The 24,649-nt window shown below is 71.1% G+C and carries 23 protein-coding genes; 4 read left to right on the forward strand and 19 right to left on the reverse strand.

Annotated elements, in window-relative coordinates; all coding sequences use genetic code 11:
* The first annotated feature begins 48 nt into the window (after nucleotides 1–48).
* Nucleotides 49–552, forward strand: coding sequence for a glutathione peroxidase (locus ACIGCK_RS08210; protein WP_396665236.1), 504 nt, complete (start codon nucleotides 49–51; stop codon nucleotides 550–552).
* 4 nt (nucleotides 553–556) lie between these two features.
* Here the strand turns inward: ACIGCK_RS08210 and ACIGCK_RS08215 are convergent, their stop codons facing one another.
* Genes ACIGCK_RS08215 through recO form a run of 3 tightly spaced genes read right to left on the reverse strand, consistent with a single transcriptional unit; the run spans nucleotide 557 to nucleotide 2,839 of the window.
* Entirely contained in the window at nucleotides 557–1,240 is a 684-nt protein-coding gene (locus ACIGCK_RS08215; protein ID WP_396665238.1) for a DsbA family protein, read from the reverse strand.
* Between the two features lie 43 nt (nucleotides 1,241–1,283).
* Nucleotides 1,284–2,114 carry an isoprenyl transferase gene (locus ACIGCK_RS08220; protein WP_396665239.1) on the reverse strand — a complete coding sequence of 277 codons (831 nt, stop codon included), beginning with the start codon at nucleotides 2,112–2,114 and terminating at the stop codon, nucleotides 1,284–1,286.
* On the reverse strand, nucleotides 2,111–2,839 hold the full coding sequence (recO, locus tag ACIGCK_RS08225; protein ID WP_396665241.1) for a DNA repair protein RecO: 729 nt from the start codon (nucleotides 2,837–2,839) through the stop codon (nucleotides 2,111–2,113). Before recO ends, ACIGCK_RS08220 begins: the two co-directional genes overlap by 4 nt.
* A gap of 36 nt (nucleotides 2,840–2,875) precedes the next feature.
* Here recO and ACIGCK_RS08230 point away from each other — a divergent pair, with 36 nt between their 5' ends.
* Nucleotides 2,876–3,562, forward strand: coding sequence for a trimeric intracellular cation channel family protein (locus ACIGCK_RS08230; RefSeq protein ID WP_396665243.1), 687 nt, complete (start codon nucleotides 2,876–2,878; stop codon nucleotides 3,560–3,562).
* A 150-nt stretch (nucleotides 3,563–3,712) separates the two neighbouring features.
* Here ACIGCK_RS08230 and leuA read toward each other — a convergent pair whose 3' ends face one another.
* From leuA to lepA, 12 genes are all read right to left on the reverse strand, one after another.
* Nucleotides 3,713–5,473: a 2-isopropylmalate synthase gene (leuA, locus tag ACIGCK_RS08235; protein WP_396665245.1), complete on the reverse strand. Its 1,761-nt coding sequence runs from the start codon at nucleotides 5,471–5,473 to the stop codon at nucleotides 3,713–3,715.
* Nucleotides 5,474–5,673: 200 nt separating this feature from the next.
* On the reverse strand, nucleotides 5,674–6,573 hold the full coding sequence (era, locus tag ACIGCK_RS08240; RefSeq protein ID WP_396665246.1) for a GTPase Era: 900 nt from the start codon (nucleotides 6,571–6,573) through the stop codon (nucleotides 5,674–5,676).
* On the reverse strand, nucleotides 6,570–7,913 hold the full coding sequence (locus tag ACIGCK_RS08245) for a hemolysin family protein (RefSeq protein ID WP_330171767.1): 1,344 nt from the start codon (nucleotides 7,911–7,913) through the stop codon (nucleotides 6,570–6,572). The genes era and ACIGCK_RS08245 overlap by 4 nt, the downstream gene beginning before the upstream one ends.
* Nucleotides 7,910–8,380 (reverse strand): rRNA maturation RNase YbeY, encoded by a 471-nt coding sequence (gene ybeY / locus ACIGCK_RS08250; protein ID WP_330171766.1) that lies wholly within the window; start codon nucleotides 8,378–8,380, stop codon nucleotides 7,910–7,912. Before ybeY ends, ACIGCK_RS08245 begins: the two co-directional genes overlap by 4 nt.
* The gene (locus tag ACIGCK_RS08255) at nucleotides 8,377–9,405 is read right to left on the reverse strand and encodes a PhoH family protein (protein ID WP_396665313.1); all 1,029 of its coding nucleotides are present in this window, start codon (nucleotides 9,403–9,405) and stop codon (nucleotides 8,377–8,379) included. Before ACIGCK_RS08255 ends, ybeY begins: the two co-directional genes overlap by 4 nt.
* Nucleotides 9,406–9,457: 52 nt before the next feature.
* Nucleotides 9,458–9,808 (reverse strand): histidine triad nucleotide-binding protein, encoded by a 351-nt coding sequence (locus ACIGCK_RS08260; protein WP_396665247.1) that lies wholly within the window; start codon nucleotides 9,806–9,808, stop codon nucleotides 9,458–9,460.
* A gap of 23 nt (nucleotides 9,809–9,831) precedes the next feature.
* Nucleotides 9,832–10,569 (reverse strand): 16S rRNA (uracil(1498)-N(3))-methyltransferase, encoded by a 738-nt coding sequence (locus ACIGCK_RS08265; RefSeq protein ID WP_396665249.1) that lies wholly within the window; start codon nucleotides 10,567–10,569, stop codon nucleotides 9,832–9,834.
* Nucleotides 10,569–11,681 (reverse strand): molecular chaperone DnaJ, encoded by a 1,113-nt coding sequence (dnaJ, locus tag ACIGCK_RS08270; protein ID WP_396665251.1) that lies wholly within the window; start codon nucleotides 11,679–11,681, stop codon nucleotides 10,569–10,571. The genes ACIGCK_RS08265 and dnaJ overlap by 1 nt, the downstream gene beginning before the upstream one ends.
* 43 nt (nucleotides 11,682–11,724) lie before the next feature.
* Nucleotides 11,725–12,765: a heat-inducible transcriptional repressor HrcA gene (hrcA, locus tag ACIGCK_RS08275; RefSeq protein ID WP_396665252.1), complete on the reverse strand. Its 1,041-nt coding sequence runs from the start codon at nucleotides 12,763–12,765 to the stop codon at nucleotides 11,725–11,727.
* Between the two features lie 83 nt (nucleotides 12,766–12,848).
* Nucleotides 12,849–14,066, reverse strand: a complete 1,218-nt coding sequence (gene hemW / locus ACIGCK_RS08280; protein WP_396665254.1) for a radical SAM family heme chaperone HemW — start codon at nucleotides 14,064–14,066, stop codon at nucleotides 12,849–12,851.
* 2 nt (nucleotides 14,067–14,068) lie between these two features.
* Nucleotides 14,069–14,716, reverse strand: coding sequence for a DUF1990 family protein (locus ACIGCK_RS08285; protein WP_396665255.1), 648 nt, complete (start codon nucleotides 14,714–14,716; stop codon nucleotides 14,069–14,071).
* 10 nt (nucleotides 14,717–14,726) lie between these two features.
* Nucleotides 14,727–16,574, reverse strand: coding sequence for a translation elongation factor 4 (gene lepA, locus ACIGCK_RS08290; RefSeq protein WP_396665256.1), 1,848 nt, complete (start codon nucleotides 16,572–16,574; stop codon nucleotides 14,727–14,729).
* 170 nt (nucleotides 16,575–16,744) lie between these two features.
* Between lepA and ACIGCK_RS08295 the strand changes: the two genes are divergently transcribed.
* Nucleotides 16,745–17,488: an alpha/beta fold hydrolase gene (locus ACIGCK_RS08295; RefSeq protein ID WP_396665258.1), complete on the forward strand. Its 744-nt coding sequence runs from the start codon at nucleotides 16,745–16,747 to the stop codon at nucleotides 17,486–17,488.
* 111 nt (nucleotides 17,489–17,599) lie between these two features.
* Nucleotides 17,600–17,860, forward strand: a complete 261-nt coding sequence (rpsT, locus tag ACIGCK_RS08300) for a 30S ribosomal protein S20 (RefSeq protein WP_330171757.1) — start codon at nucleotides 17,600–17,602, stop codon at nucleotides 17,858–17,860.
* Nucleotides 17,861–17,952: 92 nt separating this feature from the next.
* Here rpsT and holA read toward each other — a convergent pair whose 3' ends face one another.
* From holA to leuS, 4 genes are all read right to left on the reverse strand, one after another.
* Nucleotides 17,953–18,990 (reverse strand): DNA polymerase III subunit delta, encoded by a 1,038-nt coding sequence (gene holA, locus ACIGCK_RS08305; RefSeq protein ID WP_396665260.1) that lies wholly within the window; start codon nucleotides 18,988–18,990, stop codon nucleotides 17,953–17,955.
* Between the two features lie 9 nt (nucleotides 18,991–18,999).
* The gene (locus ACIGCK_RS08310) at nucleotides 19,000–21,360 is read right to left on the reverse strand and encodes a ComEC/Rec2 family competence protein (RefSeq protein ID WP_396665261.1); all 2,361 of its coding nucleotides are present in this window, start codon (nucleotides 21,358–21,360) and stop codon (nucleotides 19,000–19,002) included.
* Nucleotides 21,357–21,968: a ComEA family DNA-binding protein gene (locus ACIGCK_RS08315; RefSeq protein WP_330171754.1), complete on the reverse strand. Its 612-nt coding sequence runs from the start codon at nucleotides 21,966–21,968 to the stop codon at nucleotides 21,357–21,359. The genes ACIGCK_RS08310 and ACIGCK_RS08315 overlap by 4 nt, the downstream gene beginning before the upstream one ends.
* An 89-nt stretch (nucleotides 21,969–22,057) precedes the next feature.
* Nucleotides 22,058–24,649, reverse strand: coding sequence for a leucine--tRNA ligase (gene leuS / locus ACIGCK_RS08320; protein WP_396665263.1), 2,592 nt, complete (start codon nucleotides 24,647–24,649; stop codon nucleotides 22,058–22,060).

Raw genomic sequence — 24,649 nt, forward strand, 5'->3', positions numbered from 1 at the left:
TCGCCTCCGCGCCGCCCTCGCGCGATGGCGGCGAATTATGGTGGACGGATGACGACGGATGCCGGCCTGTCCCTTCGCGAGATCCCGTTCCGCACCGCCGAGGGTGAGGAGACGACCCTCGGGGCCTTCGGTGACAAGGTACTCCTCATCGTCAACGTCGCCTCGAAGTGCGGCCTGACCCCGCAGTACGAGCAGCTCGAGAACCTGCAGCGACGGTACGGCGATCGCGGCTTCACTGTGCTGGGCTTCCCGTGCAATCAGTTCCTCGGACAGGAACCCGGATCGATGGAGCAGATCCTCGAGTACTGCGCCACGACGTGGGGCGTGAGCTTCCCCATCTTCGAGAAGGTGAAGGTCAACGGGGCATCCGCGGCGCCGCTGTACAAGGCGCTGAAGCGTTCCGACGACGCGGAGGGCGCCCGCGGGCCCGTGCTCTGGAACTTCGAGAAGTTCGTGCTGACGCCCGGCGGACGCACCCACCGCTTCCGCCCCTCGGTGATCCCCGAGGATCCGGAGATCGTCGCGGTGATCGAGGAGAACCTGCCCGGCTGACCCGTCAGGCCGATGGTTCGGCCGCCGCGGTGCGGCGTTCGGCCCATACCTGCCGCGCGACCTGCGCGAACGCCTCCGGGGGCTGTGCGCCCGAGACGCCGTAGGTTCCGTCGATGACGAAGAACGGAACGCCGGTGATGCCGTAGGCGCGGGCCTGCTCCTGGTCCTGGCGCACGTCGGAGAGGTATCGCTGCGTGTCGAGGGCGTCGCGGACATCGTCCGCGTCGAGCCCCGCCTCGGCAGCGAGCTCGACGAGGTCGTCGATGCGACCGACGTGGCGGCCCTCCTCGAAGTACGCGGCCATGAGCCGCTCCGCCATCTCCGCCTGGCGCCCCTGGGCCTTCGCGGCGTGCAGCAGCTCGTGCGCCTTCACGGTGTTCGTGTGACGCAGCAGGTCGAAGCGGTAGGTGAGGCCGGCCTGGGCCGCGATGCCCGTGACGCGGTCCAGCATCTGCTGCACCTGCTCGGCGGGCATCCCCTTGTGCCCGGCGAGGAAGTCGGTCTCCGATCCCTCGAAGTCGACCGGGGTGTCGGGCGACAGCTCGTACGAGTGGAAGACCACCTCCACCCTCGGCGCGTCGTCATCCGCTGCAGTCTGCGCGAGCCCGCGCTCCAGGTTGCGCTTGCCGATGTAGCACCAGGGGCAAGCGATATCGCTCCACACGTCGATCTTGATGGCATCCGTCACATCTGTGCGCAACGACGGTCGCTCCTGATGTATTCCCGTGCGGCTATCCTTCCGCGGCGAGGGAGGGCGCTTCTTCGGCGGGGCGGTCTACCGCCCCGCCGAAGCGCCGGTCGCGCTGGTGGTAGAGCTCGATGGCCCGCCAGAGATCGACGCGGGAGAAGTCCGGCCACAGGGTGTCGAGGAAGACCATCTCGGCGTACGCCGACTCCCAGAGCAGGAAGTTGGACGTGCGCTGCTCCCCGCTGGAGCGCACGAAGAGATCCACGTCGGGCATGTCGGGCACGTACAGCCGCCGGCGGATGGCCTTCTCCGACACGGCGGAGGGCTTCATCCGCCCCGCCGCGACGTCGTCGGCGATCGAGCGCATGGCGTCGACGAGCTCGACGCGACCGCCGTAGTTGACGCACATCGTCAGCGTCAGCACGTCGTTGTCGGCCGTGAGCCGCTCGGCGAACTGCAACTCCTTGATCACCGACCCCCACAGTCGCGGCTTGCGACCGGCCCACCGCACCCGCACTCCCCATTCGTTCAGCTGATCGCGGCGCCGGTGGAGGACGTCGCGGTTGAAGCCCATCAGGAAGCGCACCTCGTCGGGAGAGCGCGTCCAGTTCTCGGTCGAGAAGGCGTAGACGCTGAGGTGCTTCACGCCCGCCTGGATGGCGCCCGCCACGACGTCCAGCAGGGCGGCCTCCCCGGCGCGGTGGCCCTCGACGCGAGACAGGCCGCGCCGGTTGGCCCACCGCCCGTTGCCGTCCATCACGATCGCCACGTGTTCCGGCACGCCCCGCGTGGGCAATGCCGGGGGATACTGTCCCGTCCAGTCGACGGGGCGGTACGCGACGGCGTCCTGGTGGGTGTAGGGCTTGGGCGTCACCGGGGGGCCTCCAGGTGGGACAGGGATCGGATTCCGCGCTCGAGGTGCCATTGGGTGTACGCGGCGATGACACCGGATGCCGCGGCGATGTCCGCCGCCTGGGCGGAGTCCACGACGGCCCACTCCCCCGCCATGAGCGCCTCCAGCGTCTGCACCGCACCCGCGCCGATGCGGGCGCTGCCGGTCGGTGCGCACGAGGGACACACCATCCCGCCCAGCTGGGCGACGAAGGCCGTGTGCGGCCCCGGCGTGCCGCAGCGCGCGCACTCGGACAGGCTCGGCGCCCAGCCGGAGAGCGCCATGACGCGCAGCAGGTAGGAGTCGAGGATCGCCCGCGACGCGTGATCGCCGCGGGACAGCGCCCGCAGGCCGCCCACGAGCAGCAGGTACTGCTGGGGTGTGGCCTCGGCCTCGCTCAACCGGTCGGCGGTCTCGACCATCGCGTTGGCGGCGGTGTAGCGGTCGTAGTGCACGACGATGTCGGCGCCGTAGGCCCCCAGGCTCTCGGCCTGCTGCACGATGTCCAGCGATCGCCCGGCGTACAGCTGCACGTCGGCGACCATGAAGGGCTCCAGTCGCGACCCGAAGCGCGACGACGTGCGGCGCACCCCCTTCGCCACCGCGCGGAGCTTGCCGTGCCGACGGCTCAGCATCGTCAGGATCCTGTCGGCCTCGCCCAGCTTGTGGGTGCGCAGGACCACGACCTCGTCGCGGTAGGTGGGCATCGGTCCATTATCGACGCGTCACGGGAGAATGGATGCGTGGACGTGCCGACCTTCGTCATCCCCCTCTGGGCCGACCTCACCGCCGTCGGCCTCGGCGGCATCCAAGGCGCGCTCTTCGCCTCCGGGTTCCGCGGCCAGCGCCGGCTGGATCTCCTCGGCGTCGCCATCATCGGCATCCTCATCGGGATGGGCGGCGGCCTCATCCGCGACCTGCTCCTGGGGGTTGCCCCCGCCACCCTCCAGCGCAACGAGTACCTCCTGACCGCGACGGGCGCCGCGCTGCTGGGCATGCTGCTGGCGGGGGTGTTCCAGAGACTGAACGCGCTCATCGTCGGGTTGGATGCCGTGGTCATCGGCATGTTCGGGGCGTTCGGCACCTCGAAGGCGCTCACCCTCGGTGTGCCTCCCGTGCCCGCCGTCTTCGTGGGCGTCTGCGCCGCCGTCGGCGGCAGCGTGCTCCGCGACGTCATCATGGGCCTTCCCGTCGCGATCATGCACGTCGGGTCGCTCTACGCCGTCGCCGCGGGCGCCGGCTCCACCGTGCTCGCGGTGGCCGCGACACTCGGCGCACCGCTCGTGCCCGCGGCCATCGCCGGGATCGCCGTCACGGCCGTCATCCGCGTGCTCGCCGTCGTGTTCGACCTCTCGCTGCCGGAGCAGCGCATGCTCTACCGCCGCCGCGTCGCCGCCGAGACGGGCGCCTTGCCGATCGTGAAGCCGTAGCGGCGCCCGCGAAGACGGTGAGCGGCGATGCGGGGACAGATCATTCCCGCGCGCCTGCTCCGGGCCGAAGTGGGGCACGTGCGGTGCTGTGGGGCACGGCAGAACCTGCCCCACAGCACGCAACCTGCCCCGGTTCGTGCGGGGCGCCGCTCAGACCGCCGCGGCGGCGAGGGCGGGCTGACGAGCGCGGATCGCCCGGTTGACCCCCGAGACGATGGCCTTGAGGCTCGCGGTGGAGATGTCGCCGTCGATCCCGACGCCCCACAGGCGCTCGCCGTCGATCTGAAGCTCGACGTACGCGGCGGCCTGCGCATCGCCGCCGGCGCTGAGGGTGTGCTCGACGTAGTCGTACAGCGAGATGTCGAAGCCGCGGGCGCGAACCACCTCGAGGAAGGCGGCGATAGGCCCGTTGCCGTGGCCCGCGGCATCCTCGACCTCGTCGCCGTCGCGCAGGCGCACGTGGAGCTCGACGTCGCCGGTCATGTCGCTCGCCGTGCGGGTGCCGAGCAGCTCGAACCGCCCCCAGCGCTCGTCGTCGACGTCGGAGGGCAGGTACTCGTCGCGGAACACGGACCAGATCTGCTCGCTGGTGACCTCCCCGCCGTCCTCGTCGGTCTTGGCCTGAACCACCGCCGAGAACTCGATCTGCAGGCGACGCGGCAGGTCGAGCGAGTGGTCGGTCTTCAGCAGGTAGGCCACTCCCCCCTTGCCGGACTGGGAGTTGACGCGGATGACCGCCTCGTACGAACGGCCCAGGTCCTTCGGGTCGATCGGCAGGTACGGCACCGCCCACTCGAGCTCGTCGATCGAGACCCCCTCGGCGGCGGCGCGCGCCTCCATGGCCTCGAAGCCCTTCTTGATCGCGTCCTGGTGCGATCCGCTGAACGCGGTGTACACGAGGTCGCCGGCCCACGGACTGCGCTCGGGCACCGGCAGCTGGTTGCAGTACTCGGCCGTGCGCTTGATCTGATCGATGTCGCCGAAGTCGATCTGCGGGTCGATGCCCTGCGTCAGCAGGTTGATGCCGAGGGCCACGAGGTCGACGTTGCCCGTGCGCTCGCCGTTGCCGAAGAGGCACCCCTCGATGCGGTCCGCCCCCGCCATGTAGCCGAGCTCGGCCGCCGCGACGGCGGTGCCGCGGTCGTTGTGCGGGTGCAGCGACAGGATGACGTTCTCGCGGTGGTTCAGGTGCCGGCTCATCCACTCGATCGAGTCGGCGTACACGTTGGGCGTGGCCATCTCGACCGTCGCGGGCAGGTTGATGATGACCTTGCGCTCCGGCGTGGGCTCGAGCACCTCGAGCACCTGGTTGCAGATGTCGACCGCGAACTCCAGCTCGGTGCCGGTGTAGCTCTCGGGCGAGTACTCGTAGAAGACCCGCGTCTCGGGCACGCGCTTCTCGAACTCCCGGCAGAGCCGCGCGCCCTCCAGGGCGATGTCGATGATGCCTTGCTTGTCAGTGCGGAAGACGACCTCGCGCTGGAGCACGCTCGTGGAGTTGTAGAGGTGCACGATGGCGCGCTTCGCACCCGCGATCGCCTCGTACGTGCGGGCGATGAGATGCTCGCGCGACTGGGTCAGCACCTGGATCGTGACGTCGTCGGGAATGACGTCGTCCTCGATGAGGTGGCGCACGAAGTCGAAGTCCGTCTGGCTCGCCGAGGGGAAGCCGACCTCGATCTCCTTGTAGCCCATCCGCACGAGCAGGTCGAACATGATGCGCTTGCGCTCGGGGCTCATGGGGTCGATGAGCGCCTGGTTGCCATCGCGCAGATCGACGGCGCACCAGCGCGGCGCGGCCGTGATGCGGGCGTCGGGCCAGGTGCGGTCCGGCAGGTCGACGCGGATCTGATCGTGGTAGGGGCGGTACTTGTGCACCGGCATCCCCGAGGTCTTCTGGGTGTTCTCCATGATGAATGCTTCTCTCGTCGTGAGGGGCGGGCACGCCATCAGCTCCGCGACGAGGAAGGCCCTAGATCGAGGCCTCGTCGCGGCGGATAAGGAGAAGGAATCCACCCAGACGCATGCCGCCATGCTAGCAGGGTCCGCCGGTGCGGCGCCCCGGCGCGGCTCCGGCGGCCTCGAACGCGAGCTGGCGGATACGCGCGGCGTCAGAACCCGAGCCGGCCGAGCTTCTTGGCGTCGCGCTGCCATTCCTTCGCCACCCGCACGTGCAGCCCGAGGAAGACCCGGGTGCCCAGGAGCGGTTCGATCTGGGCGCGGGCGCGGGCGCCCACGTCCCGCAAGCGGGAGCCGCGGTGCCCGATGATGATGGCCTTCTGGCTGTCGCGCTCGACGACGATGTCGGCGTACACGTCGGTCAGGTCGGAGCCCTCACGCGGGGCGATGTCGGCGATCGTCACGGCGATCGAGTGGGGAAGCTCGTCGCGCACGCCCTCGAGGGCGGCCTCGCGGATGATCTCGGCCACGCGGTCCTCGACCGACTCGTCGGTGGAGATGTCGCTGTCGTAGAGCGCCGGACCCTCGGGCATGAGGGCGAGCAGCTCCGCGGCGAGCACGTCGAGCTGATCCCCCGCGAGCGAGGACAGCGGGATGACGGCGGCCCAGTCCTCACGGAGCGAGTCGACCTCGATGAGGCGCTCCGTGATCTGGTCGCGGCTCGCGGCATCCGTCTTGGTCACGAGCGCCACCTTCGCGGCGCGCGGGTAGCCGTCGAGGGATTCGGCGATGCGGCGGTCGCCGGGGCCCACCTTCTCCGTCGCCGGGACGCAGAACGCGATGACGTCCACGTCGCCGAGCACCTGCTCGACGAGGTCGTTGAGCCGCTGGCCGAGGAGCGTTCGGGGGCGGTGGATGCCGGGGGTGTCGACGATGATCAGCTGCCCGTCCGGGCGGTTGACGATCCCCCGGATCGCGCGTCGCGTGGTCTGCGGCTTGTCGCTCGTGATCGCGACCTTCTCGCCGACGAGGGCGTTGGTGAGCGTCGACTTGCCCACGTTCGGGCGGCCGACGAACGTCGCGAACCCGCACCGGAACCCGCTGTCACTCATGAGGACTCCACTCTCCGTCGTCGGCCTTCGCCCTGGACCGGGATCTCGCCCGTCTCGGCGGCGTAGGACTCCTGCACCGCGCGCAGCTCCTCGCTCGCCTCGACGAACACGGTCGCAAGACCGCGGCCCCGGCCCCGCGACGCGCCGCCGGTCATGACGATCCCGGACACCTCCGCGTGCGCACCGGGCTGTGGCACGCGGCCGAGCGCCTTGCCGAACAGGCCGCCCACGGTGTCGACGTCGTCGTCCTCGATCTCGATGCCGAAGAGGTCGCCGAGGTCGTCGAGCGAGAGCCGCGCGCTGACCCGGAAACGCCCGGGCTCGAGCTCGGAGACCTCCGACTGAGGCAGGTCGTACTCGTCGGCGATGTCGCCGACGAGCTCCTCGATGAGGTCCTCGAGGGTGACCAGGCCCGCGACGCCGCCGTATTCGTCGACCACGATGCACACGTGCACGGCGTCGACCTTCATCTGCTGCAGCAGCGCCGACGCCATCATCGACTCCGGCACGTACACGACGGGGCGCAGGATGCCGCGGACACCGGCCTGGCGCCAGCCCTCGGGCGCACCGAACGCGAACTGCGCGAGGTCCTTGAGGTACAGCATCCCGACGATCTCGTCGTCGTCGCCCTCCACGACCGGAGCGCGGGATACGCCGGTGCGCAGGAAGAGCTCCATCGCGGCATCCGTCGTCGCCCCGGCCTCGATCGTGACCATGTCGGTGCGCGGCACCATGACCGCGCGCACGTACGTGTCGGTGAAGTCGAACACGGAGTGGATGAGCTCGCGGTCCTCGTCCTCGATCAGGTCGGCCTCCACGGCCTCGTCGACCATGGACAGCAGCTGATCCTCTGTCGCGAACGGCGCCGCGCGGCCGCCCCCGGGTGTCGCACGCGCGGCGGCGCGCACGAGGGCGCTCGCGAACGGCCCCAGGAGGACGCGGACGAACCGGATGATCGGCGCGCACGCCCGCAGCAGGCCGGTCGCGTGCTGACGGCCGACCGTGCGGGGGCTCGCGCCCACCAGGGCGAACGACACCCCCGTCATGAGCACGGCGGCGGCGAGCATCGCCCACCAGATCGAGTCGAGAAGGATCGTCAGGGCGACCGTGACGAGCACGGCGGCGGAGGTCTCGGCGAGGATGCGGACGAAGACGACGGCGTTGGTGTGCGCCTCGGGCTCGTCGGCGATGGCGCGCAGCGACCTCTTGGCCCGGGCGGTGAGCGACCAGTCCAGCAGATCACCGCGGGAGGTGACCCCCAGCGCGGCTTCGAGTGCCGCCATCAGGCCGGCGAAGGCGACGAGCGCCCCGCCGCCGATCAGGAGCAGGACGGCGGTCATGGACGGCGCCGTCGGCGCTCGCGCAGAGCGAACGACGTGAGCAGCTCCCTCTGCAGGCCGAACATCTCCCGCTCTTCCTCGGGCTCGGCGTGGTCGAACCCGAGCAGGTGCAGAAGGCCGTGCGTGGTCAGCATGAGCATCTCGTCCTCGGTCGACACGCCATTGTCGCGGGCCTGCGTCTCGGCCACCTGCGGGCAGAGCACGATGTCGCCGAGGAGCCCCGGCGGGGTGGGCGACTCCTCGGTCCCGGGGCGCAGCTCGTCCATCGGGAAGCTCAGCACGTCGGTCGGACCGGGCTCGTCCATCCACTGCACGTGGAGGGCCTCCATCGCCCCCTCGTCGACGAGGATGATCGCGACGTCGGCCTCGGGGCTGACGTGCAGCTCGGCCAGGTGGTGCTCCATCAGGCGCAGCAGCTTCGTCTCGTCGGCCGCGACGCCCGACTCGTTCGTGATCTCGATCGTCATCGGCTGCCTCGCTTCGGCTGGCGGTCGCGGGGACCGAGCGGTCGGGTCGACGAGCGGCGCTCGGCGCGATTGGCGAACTCGCTCGCCTGCTCGCGCTCGTGGCGCGCGGCGGTACGGCGCTCGTCGTACGCGCTGTAGGCGTCGACGATCTTGCCCACGAGGCTGTGACGCACGACGTCGTCGCTGGTCAGACGCGCGAAGTGGATGTCCTCGACGTCGTTCAGGATGCGGGTCACGAGGCGCAGCCCCGAGCTGCCGCCCGGGAGGTCGACCTGCGTGATGTCGCCCGTCACGACCATCCTGGTGTTGAACCCGAGCCGCGTGAGGAACATCTTCATCTGCTCGGGCGTCGTGTTCTGCGCCTCGTCGAGCACGACGAACGAGTCGTTGAGCGTGCGGCCCCGCATGTACGCCAGGGGCGCGACCTCGATCGTCCCGGTCGCCATGAGCTTGGGCACGAGCTCGGGGTCCATCATCTCGTTGAGCGCGTCGTAGAGCGGTCGCAGGTACGGGTCGATCTTGTCGTTCAGCGTGCCGGGCAGGAACCCCAGGCGCTCGCCGGCCTCGACGGCGGGCCGGGTCAGGATGATCCGCGAGACCTCCTTGCGCTGGAGAGCCTGCACGGCCTTCGCCATCGCGAGATACGTCTTCCCCGTTCCGGCGGGACCGATCCCGAACACGATCGTGTGCTCCTCGATCGCGTCTACGTACTCCTTCTGGCCCAGCGTCTTGGGTCGGATCACGCGGCCGCGGGTGGAGAGGATCGCCTCACCCAGCACCTCCGACGGACGTCGACCGGCGTCCCCCTCGAGGATGCGCGCCGACGAGGAGACGTCTCCGGGCGCGAGGGCGTGCCCGGCCTTCGTCATGGCCAGGAGCTCGTCGACGAGGTCTCGTGCGGCCTCGACGGCCCGGGACGCGCCCGAGAGCGTGATCTCGTTGCCGCGCACGTGCACGTCGACCTCCGGGTGCTCCTTCTCGAGCACGCGGAGGAGGCGGTCCTGCGGACCGAGCAGCTGCACCATCGCGACACCGTCGGCGTAGACCCGCTCGGTCGTGGTGTCGGGGGTCTCTCCGTCAGGCACCGACGCTCTTCTCCGTCAGTCCGCCGCCGAGCAGGTGGGCGTGGACGTGGAAGACGGTCTGCCCGGCATCCGCCCCCGTGTTGAAGACCAGACGGAAGTCGCCACCGGTGAGCTCGGCCGCCAGCGTGTTCGCGAGCCCGACGACCTCGGCGAGCAGCTGCGGATCCCCCGCTGCGAGCTCGACGACGTTGCGGTACTCCTGCGACTTCGGGATGACGAGCACGTGCACGGGCGCCTGCGGCGCGATGTCGCGGATCGCGAAGGCGCCCTCGGTCTCGGCGATGATCTCTGCGGGGATCTCGCCTCGCAGTATACGGGTGAAGATCGAGGGTTCGTCGGACACCGTCCCAGTGTATCGAGGGCCCCTCACCAGCGTCCCAGCGCGGCCGAGAGCACCGCGATCGCCGCGGGTCCGGCCGTGGACGTGCGCAGCACGCTCGCCCCCATCCTCACCGGCTCCGCGCCGGCCGCCTCGAATGCATCGATTTCGGCGCCGTCGATGCCGCCCTCCGGGCCGACCACCAGCAGGATGTCGCGTGCCTCGCCCCGCGGCCAGTCAAGCGCCGTCAGCGCTCGCTCGGCCGTCGGCTCGAGCAGGAGGACACGGGCGTCGGCGGCGCGCTCGATGACGCCGGGGGTCCCGAGCGGCGTGGCGACGGGCGGTATCCACGCGCGGTGGGCCTGTTTCGCGGCCTCGCGCGCGATGGTGCTCCATCGGGCGACGCCCTTGACGAGTTTCGGCCCCTGCCACCGCGACACGCTACGGGACGCCTGCCACGGGACGATCTCATCGACCCCGAGCTCGGTGGCCGCCTGGACGGCGAGCTCGTCGCGGTCGCCCTTCGCGAGCGCCTGCACGAGCACGATCCGCGGTGCCGCGGCCGGCACGAGGGTGCGGTCGCGGACCCGCACGCGCACCTCCCGCGGCGCGACCGCCTCGCACACGCCGGTCAGCCACGCTCCGCGTCCGTCGCCGAGGGTGATCTCCTCCCCCACCCGCACGCGGCGGACGGCCGCCGCGTGGTGCGCCTCGTCGCCCGTGAGTGCGACCACGTCGCCGACATGCGCGGTCGAGGCCGCGTCGACGACGAAGTGCAGCGGCATCAGTGGTTCCGGAACCTGTCGCGCAGCTTCGCGAAGACGCCCTGGTGGAAGTGGGAGAGCGCCGGCGCGGGCGCCTTGGTGCGCTTGCGCAGCTCCTCGACGAGGGCCCGCTCCTTCGCGTCGAGGCGCGACGGCGTCACGACCTGCACGCCGACGCGCAGATCGCCGCGCTGGCTCCCGCGCAGCGGAGTGATGCCGCGCCCCTTGATCGTCAGGATGTCGCCCGACTGGACACCGGGGCGGATCTCCAGATCGACCGGGCCGTCGAGGCTCTCGATCGTCGTCTCGGTGCCGAGGATCGCATCGGGCATCGACACCTCGAGCGTTGCGAGCAGGTCGTCGCCGTCCCGGCTGAAGACGTCGTCGGCGGCCACGCTGACCTCTATGTACAGATCACCGTTGGGCCCTCCCGCGGGGCCGACCTCGCCGGAACCAGGCAGCTGCAGGCGCAGCCCCGTCTCCACACCCGCCGGGATGTCGATCGAGACGGTGCGCCGGGAGCGCACGCGGCCCTGACCCTGGCAGCTCGAGCAGGGGTACGGGATCGTCGTGCCGTACCCCTGGCACGTGGGGCACGGCACGTTCGTGACGACGTTGCCGAGCAGACTGCGCACCTGACGCTGGATGTGTCCCGCGCCGCGGCAGATGTCGCACGTGACGGGCTGCGTGCCGGGCTGGCAGCACGAGCCCTGGCAGGTATCGCACAGCACGGCCGTGTCGACCTCGAGGTCGCGGTGCGTGCCGAAGACGACATCCCGAAGGTCGAGGTTCACTCGGACGAGGGCGTCCTGCCCGCGCTCCCGGCGCGAGCGCGGGCGCGCCGCGCGCGACCCCCCGCCGCCCCCGCCGAAGAACGTCTCGAAGATGTCGCTGAAACCGCCGAAGCCCGCTCCGGCCCCGCCGAACGCGTCTCCGCCGGAGTCGTAGCGCCGGCGCTGCTCCGGATCGCTGAGCACGTCGTATGCGTGGGTGACGAGCTTGAAGCGCTCCGAGGCATCCTCACCCGGGTTCACATCCGGGTGCAGCTCGCGCGCGAGGCGTCGGTACGCCTTCTTGATCTCGTCGGGTGACGCGTCTCTCGCCACGCCCAGGACGTCGTAATGGTCTGCCACATTCGCCTTTCTTCACGCCCCGTCGTGCGGGGCAGGGGTCGCCTCAGCGGCGGTTCTCGTCCTCGTCGAGCAGACGCGAGAGGTATCGCGCAACGGCCCGCGCCGAGGCGAGGTTGCTGGGATAGTCCATTCGGGTCGGTCCGAGCACGCCCACGCGTGCCACCGCCCCCGATGTCTCGTAGTCGCTCGTCACGACCGATGCTTCGCCGAGCCCCCACGGATCGTTCTCGCGGCCGATGCTGGCCGCGAGACCCTGGGTGTCGGCCACCATCTCCCCCATGAGCCGGAGGAGGGTGACCTGCTCCTCGATCGCCTCGAGGAGCGGGTAGATGCTGCCGCGGAAGTCGGACTCGCGTCGAGCGAGGTTGGCGGCTCCCGCCATGAGCAGGCGGTCCTGGCGGAACTCGTCCAGCTCCTCGGCGACCACATGGCAGAGGGAGAGCAGGGCCGCGTCCACTCCGACGGCCTCGGCCGTCCCGGCGGTGCGGCAGGCCTCGACCCGGTCGGCCGCGTCACGCACGGAGTGACCCACGATCAGCGCCGCCAGGCGCGCCCGCAGCGCGGGCAGGTCCTCGTCCTCAAGGGGCGCCGTGAGCGCGGCGATGCGCTGGGACACCCGGCCCGTGTCGGTCACGAGGACGATGAGCATGCGCGCGGGTGCGATCGCCACCAGCTCGACGTGGGTGACATTGGCACGCGCGAAGGACGGATACTGCACGATGGCCACCTGGCCGGTGAGCTGTGAGAGGACCCGGACCGTGCGCGCGAGGAGGTCGTCGAGATCGCCCGGGTCGCCCAGGAAGGCCGTGATGGCGCTGCGCTGCGCGGGAGAGAGCGGCCGGATGTCGGCGAGGTGGTCGACGAAGACGCGGTAGCCCTTGTCCGTCGGCACCCGCCCGGAGGAGGTGTGAGGCGCCGCGATGAGCTCCTCGTCCTCCAGCTGCGCCATGTCGTTGCGGATCGTGGCGGCGGAGACCCCGAACGCGTGACGCTCGACGATCGACTTGCTGCCGACCGGTTCGTGGGTGGCGACGTAGTCCTGCACGATGGCGCGAAGGACCTGGAGCCCCCGTTCCGAGACCATGGCCTCTCCTCCCGTCCTGGCACTCCGGCAGATCGAGTGCCAATTCTACCGGTTCGCGGCGCGTGCGCTCCGGAAGCGGCCGCTCAGCCCGCCAGTGCGTGCACGACGGCGTCCGCCAGCAGCCGCCCGCGCAGGGTCAGCACGACCCTCCCCCGCACGGCGTCCTCGCCGGAGACGAGCCCGTCGGCGACGAGCCCCGCGACGGAGCGGCGCGCGCCGGCATCCAGCATCTCGAGGGGAAGTCCCTCACGGATGCGGGAGGTCAGCAGCACCCGCTCCAGCTGTGTGGCGGCGGCATCCGGCCTCTCCCGCCCGGCCGCCGGCGAGGCGCCGGACTGCAGGCGCTGGGCGTAGGCGGCGGGATGCTTGACGTTCCACCAGCGCATTCCTGCCACGTGGCTGTGGGCGCCGGGCCCCACGCCCCACCAGTCATCGCCGCGCCAGTAGGCGAGGTTGTGCCGCGAGCGGTGGGTGTCGTCCCGCGCCCAATTGCTCACCTCGTACCATCCGAAGCCCGCGTCGGCGAGGACGCGGTCGGCCAGTTCGTACATGTCGGCCTGCAGGTCGTCGTCGGGGGCGGCGAGCTCGCCCCGGCGGATGCGCCGCGCCAGCGCCGTCCCGTCCTCGACGATGAGGGCGTACGCCGACACGTGGTCGGGCGTGAGCTCCACCGCCTGCGCCAGCGACGCCGCCCAGTCCGCGAGGCTCTCCCCGGGCGCGCCGTAGATGAGGTCGAGGCTGACGGCCAGGCCCGCCCCGCGCGCGGCTCCCACGGCGCGCGCGACGGCGGCGGGGTCGTGCGTGCGGTCGAGCGCCGCGAGCACGTGCGGCACGGCCGACTGCATGCCGATCGAGAGCCTCGTGACCCCCGCGGCGGCCAGCTCGTCTGCGACGACCTGCGTGACGGTGTCGGGGTTGGCCTCCACCGTGATCTCGGCGTTCGGCTCAACGCCGATGTGCGCGCGCACGTCCTCCAGCATCCGCGTCAGTGATCCGGCGGGCAGCAGCGTCGGCGTGCCGCCGCCGAAGAACACGGTGGATGCCGCCCGCAGCGCGCCGGCGTCGGAGAGCACGCGCGCCGCCAGGCGCACCTCCCGACCCGCCTCGGACGGGTAGTCCTCAGCGGTGGCGCCGCGCAGCTCGCCGGCGGTGTATGTGTTGAAGTCGCAGTAGCCGCACCGCACCCGGCAGAAGGGGACGTGCAGGTACACGCCGAGGGCGCGGGTCGGGTCGAGCGGGAGGTCGCCCGGCAGGGCGCCGTCGACCGGTGCGGGATCGCCGAGCGGGAGCGGTCCGGCCACGATCAGCCGGTCGTGTACATCGGCGAGATCGCGCGGACGTAGCCGTCGAAGAGCGCCCGCCGACGGCGTCGCACGAGGGGGCGGATGAGGCGGTATGCGAGCGCGACCGGTGCGTCGAAGGCGCGCACCGTGAACCACACCTCATCGTTGCCCCGCCACTCGATGAGGAACCACTCCTCACCGCTGACGACGGAGCCGCTCACGGTGCCGATCGTGAAGGCGATCCGCCGCGGCTCCTCGGTCACGGAGATGACGCGCAGCTCGGCGTCCGCCCGCAGGCCCGCCACGCGCCCGTGCACCGTCACTGTCGTGCCCGCGCCGGCGAACGGTGTGCCTTCGGCGTCGAAGCGCTGCTCGGCCTCCGTGCTGGCGGGGGCGACGGGGTTTCCCTCGTCGTCGAACCCCACCCCCGCGTACATGGGGCCGGATGCCGGGCGCACATCGCCCAGCTGCAGGCCGGCGCCCTTCTGGGCCGTCCACGACAGCAGGGCCTCGCCCGCGGAGGCGAAGCGCTCCTGACCCGATCCGATCCGGATTGTCCGCTCGGCCGCGATGCTGCGCTCAGGCGGATACTGCATCAGATCCGGTGAGTGCGTTGCGCCTACCGCCGCGTAATCGACGGTGTCGTCTCGGAAAGTCCCGCGCCGCATGCGCCCAACCCTACTTGGCGCCGGTCTCGACGTCGCCGGAGAGCGCGGCGATGAACGCCTCCTGCGGCACCTCGACGCGGCCCACCATCTTCATGCGCTTCTTGCCCTCCTTCTGCTTCTCTAGCAGCTTGCGCTTGCGGGTGATGTCGCCGCCGTAGCACTTGGCGAGCACGTCCTTGCGGATCGCGCGGATGTTCTCGCGGGCGATGATGCGCGCGCCGATCGCGGCCTGGATGGGCACCTCGAACTGCTGGCGCGGAATCAGCTTCTTCAGCCGCTCGGTCATGAGGAGCCCGTACGCGTACGCCTTGTCGCGGTGGACGATCGAGCTGAACGCGTCGACCTTCTCGCCCTGCAGGAGGATGTCGACCTTGACGAGGTCGGCCTCCTGCTCCCCCGCCGGCTCGTAGTCGAGGCTCGCATAGCCCTGCGTGCGCGACTTGAGCTGATCGAAGAAGTCGAACACGATCTCGCCGAGCGGGACGTTGTAGCGGAGCTCGACGCGGTCTTCGCTCAGGTAGTCCATCCCGAGAAGGGTCCCGCGGCGCGACTGGCACAGCTCCATGACCGTGCCGACGTAGTCCTTGGGCGTCAGGATGGCCGCCTTGACCACCGGCTCGGACACCGTCGCGACGCGGCCGTCGGGATACTCGCTCGGATTGGTCACGATCACCTCGGCTCCGGTGTCGGTGACGACGCGATAGACCACGCTCGGTGCCGTCGTGATGAGGTCGAGGTCGAACTCGCGGGCGAGACGCTCGGTGACGATCTCGAGGTGGAGGAGGCCGAGGAATCCGCAGCGGAATCCGAAGCCGAGAGCGACGGAGGTCTCGGGCTCGTAGACCAGGGCGGCATCCGAGAGCTTGAGCTTGTCGAGCGCCTCACGCAGGTCCGGGTAGTCGCTGCCGTCGATCGGGTAGAGGCCGGAGAAGACCATCGGCTTCGGGTCGGTGTACCCCGGCAGGGCCTCATCGGCGGGCTTGCGCGCGGTCGTGACCGTGTCGCCGACCTTCGACTGGCGCACGTCCTTCACGCCCGTGATGAGGTACCCCACCTCGCCGACGCCGAGGCCCTTCGTCGGAGTCGGCTCCGGGCTGGACACACCGATCTCGAGCAGCTCGTGGGTCGCCCGCGTCGACATCATCTGGATGCGCTCACGGGGCTCGAGCTTGCCGTCGACCATGCGCACGTAGGTGACGACGCCGCGGTAGGGGTCGTAGACCGAGTCGAAGATCATCGCGCGAGCGGGCGCCGAGGCATCCCCCTGGGGCGCCGGGATGTCGCGGACGATGCGGTCGAGCAGCTCCTCGACGCCCGCGCCGGTCTTGCCGCTGACGCGGAGTACGTCGTCGGGGTCGCCGCCGATGAGGTTCGCCAGCTCGAGCGCGAACTTCTCCGGGTCAGCAGCGGGCAGGTCGATCTTGTTGAGCACGGGAATGATGTGCAGGTCGTTCTCGAGCGCGAGGTAAAGGTTGGCGAGCGTCTGCGCCTCGATGCCCTGCGCCGCGTCCACCAGGAGGATCGCCCCCTCGCACGCCGCGAGCGAGCGGGAGACCTCGTAGCTGAAGTCGACGTGTCCGGGCGTGTCGATCATGTTGAGCGCGAAGTTCTCGCCGCCCGCCTCCCACGGCATCCGCACGGCCTGGCTCTTGATCGTGATACCGCGCTCGCGCTCGATGTCCATGCGGTCGAGGTACTGCGCGCGCATGTCGCGGTCCGCGACGACTCCCGTGATCTGAAGCATGCGGTCGGCCAGGGTCGACTTGCCGTGATCGATGTGGGCGATGATGCAGAAGTTGCGGAGCTGCTCGGGGGCAGTCGCGGCGGGCTGAGGAGGCGTAGCGGCGCGGGGAGACATGTCCGCTCGATTCTACGCAGTCTCCGCCACCCGATCTGGGGGTGCATCAAACACGACGTTCCGGCGACACGCCAGCTCTTCCAGGACCCGCACCCGCCGGTCCGCGCTCGCGCCTACCCGCCCGCGAACGGGCGGGGACGACGTCACGGAGGCGAAGTTAGGCTGAGGGAATGACGGTGCAGGTGGTCCTCGTCCACGGGATCCGCACGTCAGCGACGATGTGGCGGGCGCAGATCGCGCATCTCGCCGAACGCGGCATCGACGCGCACGCGCTCGACCTGCCCGGACACGGGACCCGGATGGGCGAAGACTTCACGATCGACGGCGCGTTCGAGACGATCGACGCCGCGGTGCGCGAGGCGGCCCGCCACGGCCCTGTCGTGCTCGCGGCCCACTCGATGGGCGGGCTCGTCAGCTGCGAGTACGTCGGCGCACCGGAGGCCCCGCCCGTCGCGGCGTTCGTCGCGGCATCCTGCACCGCCGTTCCCCGCGGACCAGGTCTCGCCACCTACCGGGCACTCGCGCGGCGTTTCGACAGCCTGCCGGATCGAGGCATGCGCCTCACGGAGATGGTGCTCGCCCGGACCCTCCCGGAGGAGACGCGCGACGACTTCGGCGCCGGCGGGTACGCCTTCGACGCACAGGACATCGCGCTCCGCTCGCTGTCGGTGCTCGATCTCACCCGCGCCCTCCGCCGAATCTCGGTGCCCACGTGGTTCATCAACGGGCAGTTCGACCAGCTCCGCATCAACGAACGCCTGTTCCGCCGGCTCGTTCCGCACGCCGAGCTGATCGTCGTCCCGCGCACGAGCCACCTGGTCACCGCGATGCGGCCACGGGTCTTCAACGCGCTCCTCGATCTCGCGATCGCGACGGTCTCGCCCGGAGCGGATCAGCCCGAGCGGACCTGCTAGACTCTTTGATTGGCTTGCGTGTGGGCTTCCCACCCTCACGACCGCTGCGCGACAGCCCTCTCTTGTCGCCGGCACTTCCACAGGCAGACACCTCGACCGAAAGACCCACACGTGGCAAACATCAAGTCGCAGATCAAGCGCAACAAGACCAACGAGAAGGCGCGCGAGCGCAACAAGGCCGTGAAGAGCGAGCTGCGCACCGCCGTGCGCCGCACCCGCCAGGCCGTCGCCTCGGGCGACAAGGCCACGGCCGAGGCCGCTCTGGCGAAGGCGACGAAGAAGCTCGACAAGGCCGTCAGCAAGGGCGTCATCCACAGCAACCAGGCCGCCAACCGCAAGTCGGCGATCGCCAAGCAGGTCGCGTCGCTCTGACCCGCCTGCACACGAGAAAGGCCCGCTCCCGTTTCGGAGCGGGCCTTTTTCGTGGCCGCGGGCCGACCGGGCCCCCTCGTCGCCGCGGCGACTCAGGACCCGAAGGGCGAGCGCGTCGCCACCACCGTCACAAGCCTCTCGAGAGCGAACACCGGGTCTCGAGACGCGCCCTTGACCTCCGCGTCGGCACGCGCAGCCGCCTGGATCGCCAGGCCCAGCTGAGCCTCGGTCCAGCCGACGAGGTCGCGGCGGGCACGATCGACCTGCCAGTCCTTCATGCCGAGCCGTGCGGCCAGGGATGCCGATCCCTCGCGCACGCCGACGACGCGTGCCATCGTGCGCAGCTTCATCGCGAAGGCCGCGACCATCGGCACGGGATCCGCGCCGGATGCCAGGGCGTGCCGCAGTGCGATGAGCGCTTCGCCGTAGCGCCCGGCGATCGCGGTGTCGGCCACGACGAAGGACGAGGTCTCGACGCGACCGCCGTAGTAACGCTGGACGACGGCCTCCGTGACATCGCCCTCGACATCGGCGATGAGCTGCTGGCAGGCCGCCGCGAGCTCGGTGAGGTCGTCGGCGAAGGCGGAGGTGAGCGCTCGTAGGGCCGCGGGGGCGATGCGGCGCTTCGCCGCCTGGAACTCCCCGGCTGCGAAGTCGTACCGATCGGAGTCGCGCTTGACGGCGGCGCACGCGATCTCCACTCCCCCACCCGTTCCCGATCGAATCGCATCGAGCAGCTTCTTGCCGCGCACGCTCGCACCGGTGTGCCGGAGCACGACCGTCGCCCCCTCCTGCGGGTGCGAGAGGTAGGAGATCGCCTCCGCGAGGAACTCGTCTGTGCACTTCTCGACCCCCGCCACCCGCACGAGCCGCGGCTCGCCGAAGAGGGAGGGCGACGTGACCGAGAGCAGCGTGCCCGGCGCGTAGGCGTCTGCGCGCACGTCGGACACCTCGAGCGAGGGGTCCTCCGCCCGGAGGTAGTCGCGCAGCCCCGCGATCGCCCGCTCGGCGCACACCTCTTCCGGGCCGGAGACGAGCACGATCGGCGCGGGCTGCGGGGACCGCCACGGCAGCTGGGGGATCTTCGAGGCCGGTCGGGCGCCGGCGGGTCGACGGGTGCGCGTGGCCATGGCTCCAGCCTATTCATCCCCACCGACCCCGACGTGCTCCCGCCACACCCGCACCCCGTCCGCCTCGACATCCACGAGCACGAGCCCGTCTACGTCGCTGCGCGCGACGGTCGTTCCCGTCGCGTGCAGGATGTCGAGGATCTCCTGCCGCGGGTGCCCGTAGTCGTTGTCGGCACCGACGCCGACCAGCCCGAGCGTCGCGCCCGCGCGCTCGTAGAGGCTCGGCTGCTGGTCGGCGCTGCCGTGATGGGCGACCTTGACGATGTCGTACGCCCCGCGCAACGACGGCTCGAGGGCGCGCTGCGGCTCGGCCGACAGATCCCCGAGATAGAGCCCGCGAGGCATCCCCTCGCCGTCGCGCTCGACCTCGATCACGACGCTCGTGTCGTTCCCGGGGTCGAACCGGGTGCGGCCGGCCTCGGGCCACAGCACATGCCAGGATGCCGCGCCGAGCGCTCCCCGCGCCCCCCTGCGTCCCTCCTGCAGCGTCGCACCCCGGGCGGCCAGACGCGCGAGGAGGCGGCGTTCGTCGTCCTCCGACGCGGGAGCGTGCAGGACGTGGGTCGCCGCGCCGACCTCGACCGCATCGACAGCGCCGACATGATCGAGGTCGAAGTGGGTGAGCACGAGGAGGTCGATGCGCCCGACGCCCAGCCGGTCCAGGCAGCCGCGGAGCGCCGACGGATCGGGGCCCGTGTCGATGAGGGCGATCCGATCCGAGGAGCGCAGGAGCACGGCGTCTCCCTGCCCGACATCGCACTGGGCGACGCTCCAGTCCTCCGGCACCGTCAGAGGAGCGAGGGGCCGGGCAAGCAGCACCCAGCCCGCCGTCGTACCGACGAGGATCGCCGTCGCGATCCCGGCGAGCGCGCGCACGCGCGGTGCGCGCCGGGGGGTCGGCCCGATCGCGACGACGATCGTCGCCCCGATCGCGGCGAGCAGGATCATCCCCGCCGCGCCGAGCGGCCACGGGGCGCGGGCGCCGGGCAGGGCGGAGAAGACCTCGGCGACTGCCGCGATCCACGCCGACGGCACCCAGGCGACCCACGCCAGGGCGACGGCCAAGGGCGGAACGGGCTGCGCGAGACATGCCAGGAGCCCGACGATCGTCGCGAGGGGCGCCGCGGGGCCCGCCAACAGGTTCGCCGGTACCCCGTAGATCGGAACGACCGGGTCGACCAGCAGCACGAGGGGCCCGCAGACGAGCTGCGCCGACAGCGGTATGGCGAGCGCGGCGGCGAGGGGCCGCGGCATCCACCTGGCGAGTCCGCGGGTGAGCGGGGCCGCGAGCAGAAGGAGACTGGCGGTGGCGGCGGCCGAGAGGGCGAATCCGAGGGATGCAGCCAGCCAGGGATCGAGGACGAGGATGACCACCACTGCGAGCACGAGCGCCCGCAGCCCCGCCGCCGGACGCCCCCACGCGAGCGCGATGAGGGCGATCGCCGCCATCGTCGCGGCACGCACGACGCTCGGCTCGGGCGTGACCAGCGCGACGAAGCCCGCCAGGGCGAATCCCGCGGCGGACAGCCGCAGCGCGCGGGGAGCCCGCAGCGCTCGAGCCGCTCCGTAGACCAGTGCGACGACGATGGCGCAGTTGGCCCCCGAGACGGCCGTCAGATGCGTCAGGGACGCTCCCTGCATCTGATCGCGCAGCGACGGATCGACGCCCGCCGTGTCGCCGATGGCGAGGCCCGGCAGGAGCCCTCCTCCGGGACCGGGCAGGGCCGTGGCCACCTCGCGGAGGCCCGCGCGCAGGTCGGCCGTCGTCCCCAGAAGCCCGCCGGGAGTCTCACGGAGCTCGACCTCGTCGGCGAAGACGATGACGACCGCCCGCTCCCCCGGCCCCGCCGGGATCGCCCGCCCGCGGACATCGACGACCGCGCCCCACCCCGCGACCGCATCGGCGTGCTCGCCCGAATCCGCACCCGCGATGACACGCACCGCGAGGGGGGCCGAGATCGCGCGATCGCCGACACGGAGTCGCGACACGCGAGCGTCGAACCGGGTACCGCCGTGCTCGGTCGGCTCGACCTTCGTCGTGACGGTCGCGCGCAGCTCCACGGCTCTGCCGCTGCCGTTCACGAGCTCCTGCGCCGCCCCCCGCACCCCTTCCCCGATGGCCACGGATGCCCCCGCGGCTCCCGCGGGGGCCAGGGCCAGCGCGGCGACCAGCAGCACGACGCCCGCCGGTGCGCGCGATCTCGACGACGACCACCACGCTCCGGCCAGCGCGAGCACCGCACCGGGCAGGCACGCCGCCGCGAGCACGACGCCGGCATCCTCGACGTGAATCGCCAGGGAGGCGGCCGCCCACACCGCCCCCGTCACCGCGATCGCAGACCAGACGGCGGCGCGATCCGGCGCCGTCACAGCACGACCAGCGGGCGGATCGCCTCGAGCATCTTCTCCCCGATGCCCGGGACGGAGAGGAGGTCATCGACGCTCGTGAAGGGCCCGTTCGCCTCCCGCCACTCGATGATGCGCTGGGCGATCGCCGGCCCGACACGGGGAAGCGTGTCGAGGTCGGCGAGCGTGCCGGAGTTCAGGCTGACCCGCCCATCGCCGGGAACCGCGGCCCCACCCTCCGCCGTCGCTCCGGGCGTCGGGACGACGACCTGTTCACCGTCCGCGAGCACGCGCGCCAGATTCACCGCACCGCGGTCGGCCTCCTCTGTGAATCCGGATGCCGCGGCGACCGCATCGAAGACGCGCGAGTCCGCGGGGAGCCGGTAGAGCCCGGGCGCACGCACCGCTCCCGACACGTGCACGTACACCGACGCCGCCGTCGCCTGCTCGGCCGGTTCCGGCGTCGACAGCGGCAGCACCTCGCCCGGGTCGCCGGCCGAGCGCACGACGGTGACCCCGACCGTCACCGCGAGCGCGAGAAGGATGACGAGCGCGATCGCCCCGACGCCTGTTCGCCATCGGCGCGGCGCACGCTCGTAGGCGTCGAGCGGCGCGGACGGGGGCGAGGGCACCGCCCCACGCTACGAATCCGCGCGCGCGGCGCTCTCCCCCGGACGCCCCGTCGGGGATCCCCCGTCGCGTGCCCCGTCGGGGAGGAGCCTCAGGCCGCCGGTCGCGTGGAGATCGAGACGACCTTCGGCGCCCGCACGATGACCTTCACGATCTCGCGCTCTCCCACCGACCGCAGGACGCGGGCATCGCCGCGCGCGAGCTCCTCCAGTTCACCGGCGCCGATCCGCGCGGGCACCTCGATCGTGGCCCGGACCTTGCCGTCCACCTGGACGACCGCGGTGACCGACTCGTCCACGAGCAGCGTCGGGTCGGGCTGACGCCACGGCACCAGGCCGACGAACGGCGGGTATCCGAGCATCTCCCACATCTCCTCCGCGGTGTGGGGCGCGAAGAGGTCCAGGACCATGGCGATGACCTCGGCCGCCTCGCGCACGGCGGGGTCGGACGCGCCGGCTCCCGTGTCGATGGCCTTGCGTGTGGCGTTGACCAGCTCCATGAGCCGCGCGATCACGACGTTGAACTTGGTCTGCTCCACCAGGCCGGGTGCATCCGCGAGCAGGCGGTGCGTGACGCGGCGAAGGGCGGGGTCGCCCTCGGCCCAGATCACACCGGTCTCGCTGTCGACGTCCTTCGCGATGCGCCATGCCCGAGCGAGGAACTTCTGCGCCCCCGTGGTCGAGACATCCTCCCACTCGATGTCGTCCTCGACGGGGCCGGCGAACGCGATCGCGACGCGCACGGCGTCGGCGCCCGGCGACTGCATGCTCGCCGCGAACTCGACGAGGTTGCCCTTGCTCTTGGACATCTTCGAGCCGCCGAGCAGCACCATGCCCTGGTTGATGAGCGTGGAGAAGGGCTCGGTGAAGTCCACCAGGCCCATGTCGAAGAGCACCTTGGTGATGAAACGCGCGTACAGCAGGTGCAGGATGGCGTGCTCCACGCCGCCGATGTAGGAGTCCACCGGCGCCCACCGGGACGCTTCCTGCGGCGAGAACGCCTCACCGGAGTCGCCCGGCGAGAGGAAGCGCAGGAAGTACCACGAGCTGTCGACGAACGTGTCCATCGTGTCGGGGTCGCGCCGTGCCGCCGCGCCCGTCTCGGGGTCCACGGTCTCGACCCAGGATGCCGCGGCCCCCAACGGAGACGTGCCCTTCGGCGTGAGGTCGAGGCCCTCCACGCTCGGCAGCCGCACCGGCAGCTGGTCGTCGGGGACGGGCACGATCCTGCCGTCTTCCGTGTGGAGCATGGGGATCGGCGTCCCCCAGAAGCGCTGCCTCGAGATGAGCCAGTCGCGCAGGCGGTACGACTTGGACGCACGGCCCGTGCCGGCGGCCTCCAGCTGCTCGATCATCCGCGCGATCGCGGTGCGCTTGGACAGTCCGTCGAGCGACCCCGAGTTGATCATGCGACCCTCGCCGGTGAGCGCGACGCCGGTGCGCGCCGGGTCGATGCTGTCGAGGCTCTCGCCCTCGGGCTCGATCGGCTCGCCGTCGTCGTCGAGCTCGATCACGGGGATGGCGCCCGTGATCGGTGCGGTCGTGTCGACGACGACCGTCACAGGCAGGTCGAACGCCCGAGCGAAGTCGAGGTCGCGCTGGTCATGTGCGGGAACGGCCATGACGGCACCGTGTCCGTAGTCGGCCAGGACGTAGTCGGCGGCCCAGATGGGCAGGCGGGCGCCGTTGACCGGGTTGATCGCATAGCGCCCGAGGAACACACCCGTCTTCGGGCGGTCGGTGCTCTGGCGTTCGATGTCGGTGGAGCGACGCACGTTCTCGAGATACTCGCCGAAGCGCGCCTGCACCTCGGCATCCGCCCCTGCCGCCAGTTCGGCGGCGAGGTCGGAGTCGGGCGCGACGACGAAGAAGGTCGCGCCGTGCAACGTGTCGGGGCGCGTCGAGAAGACCGTGACCTTCTCGGGGTGGCCCTCGATCTCGAAATCGATGTCGGCGCCCACGGAGCGCCCGATCCAGTTGCGCTGCATCTGGATGACCTTCTGCGGCCAGAAGCCCTCGAGCTGGTTGAGGTCGTCGAGCAGGCGGTCGGCGTAGTCGGTGATCCGGAGATACCACTGCGTGAGCTTCTTCTTCACGACCTCGTGGCCGCAGCGCTCGCACCGGCCGTCGACGACCTGCTCGTTCGCCAGCACGGTCTGGTCGTGGGGGCACCAGTTGACCGGGCTCTCCTTGCGGTACGCCAGTCCCCGCTCGTGCAGGCGCAGGAACAGCCACTGATTCCAGTGGTAGTACTCGGGATCGCTCGTGTGGAGCACCCGGCTCCAGTCGTACGACGTGCCGAACGCCTTCAAGCTGGTCTTCTGCTGCTCGATGTTGGAGTACGTCCACTCGCGGGGGTCCGCGCCGCGCTGGATCGCCGCGTTCTCCGCCGGCAGTCCGAACGAGTCCCACCCGATCGGGTTGAGCACGTTGTAGCCGCGGTGGCGCCAGAAGCGCGCGACGACGTCGACGTACGCGTAGTTCTCGGCGTGCCCCATGTGCATGTCGCCCGACGGGTAGGGGAACATGCCGAGCACGTACTTGCGCGGACGGCGATCCTCGTCCCCGCCGGCGCGGAACGGGTCGTGTTCGGCCCAGACCGCCTGCCACTTCGCCTGGATCGAGGCGGCGTCATACACCTGCTCGTCGGCGGGCGCGCTGTCGGAGGAAGCCATGTGGGACAT

Origin of the sequence: Microbacterium sp. NPDC078428 (assembly GCF_044542535.1) — a bacterium.
In the GTDB taxonomy this organism is placed as follows: Bacteria; Actinomycetota; Actinomycetes; order Actinomycetales; family Microbacteriaceae; genus Microbacterium; species Microbacterium limosum.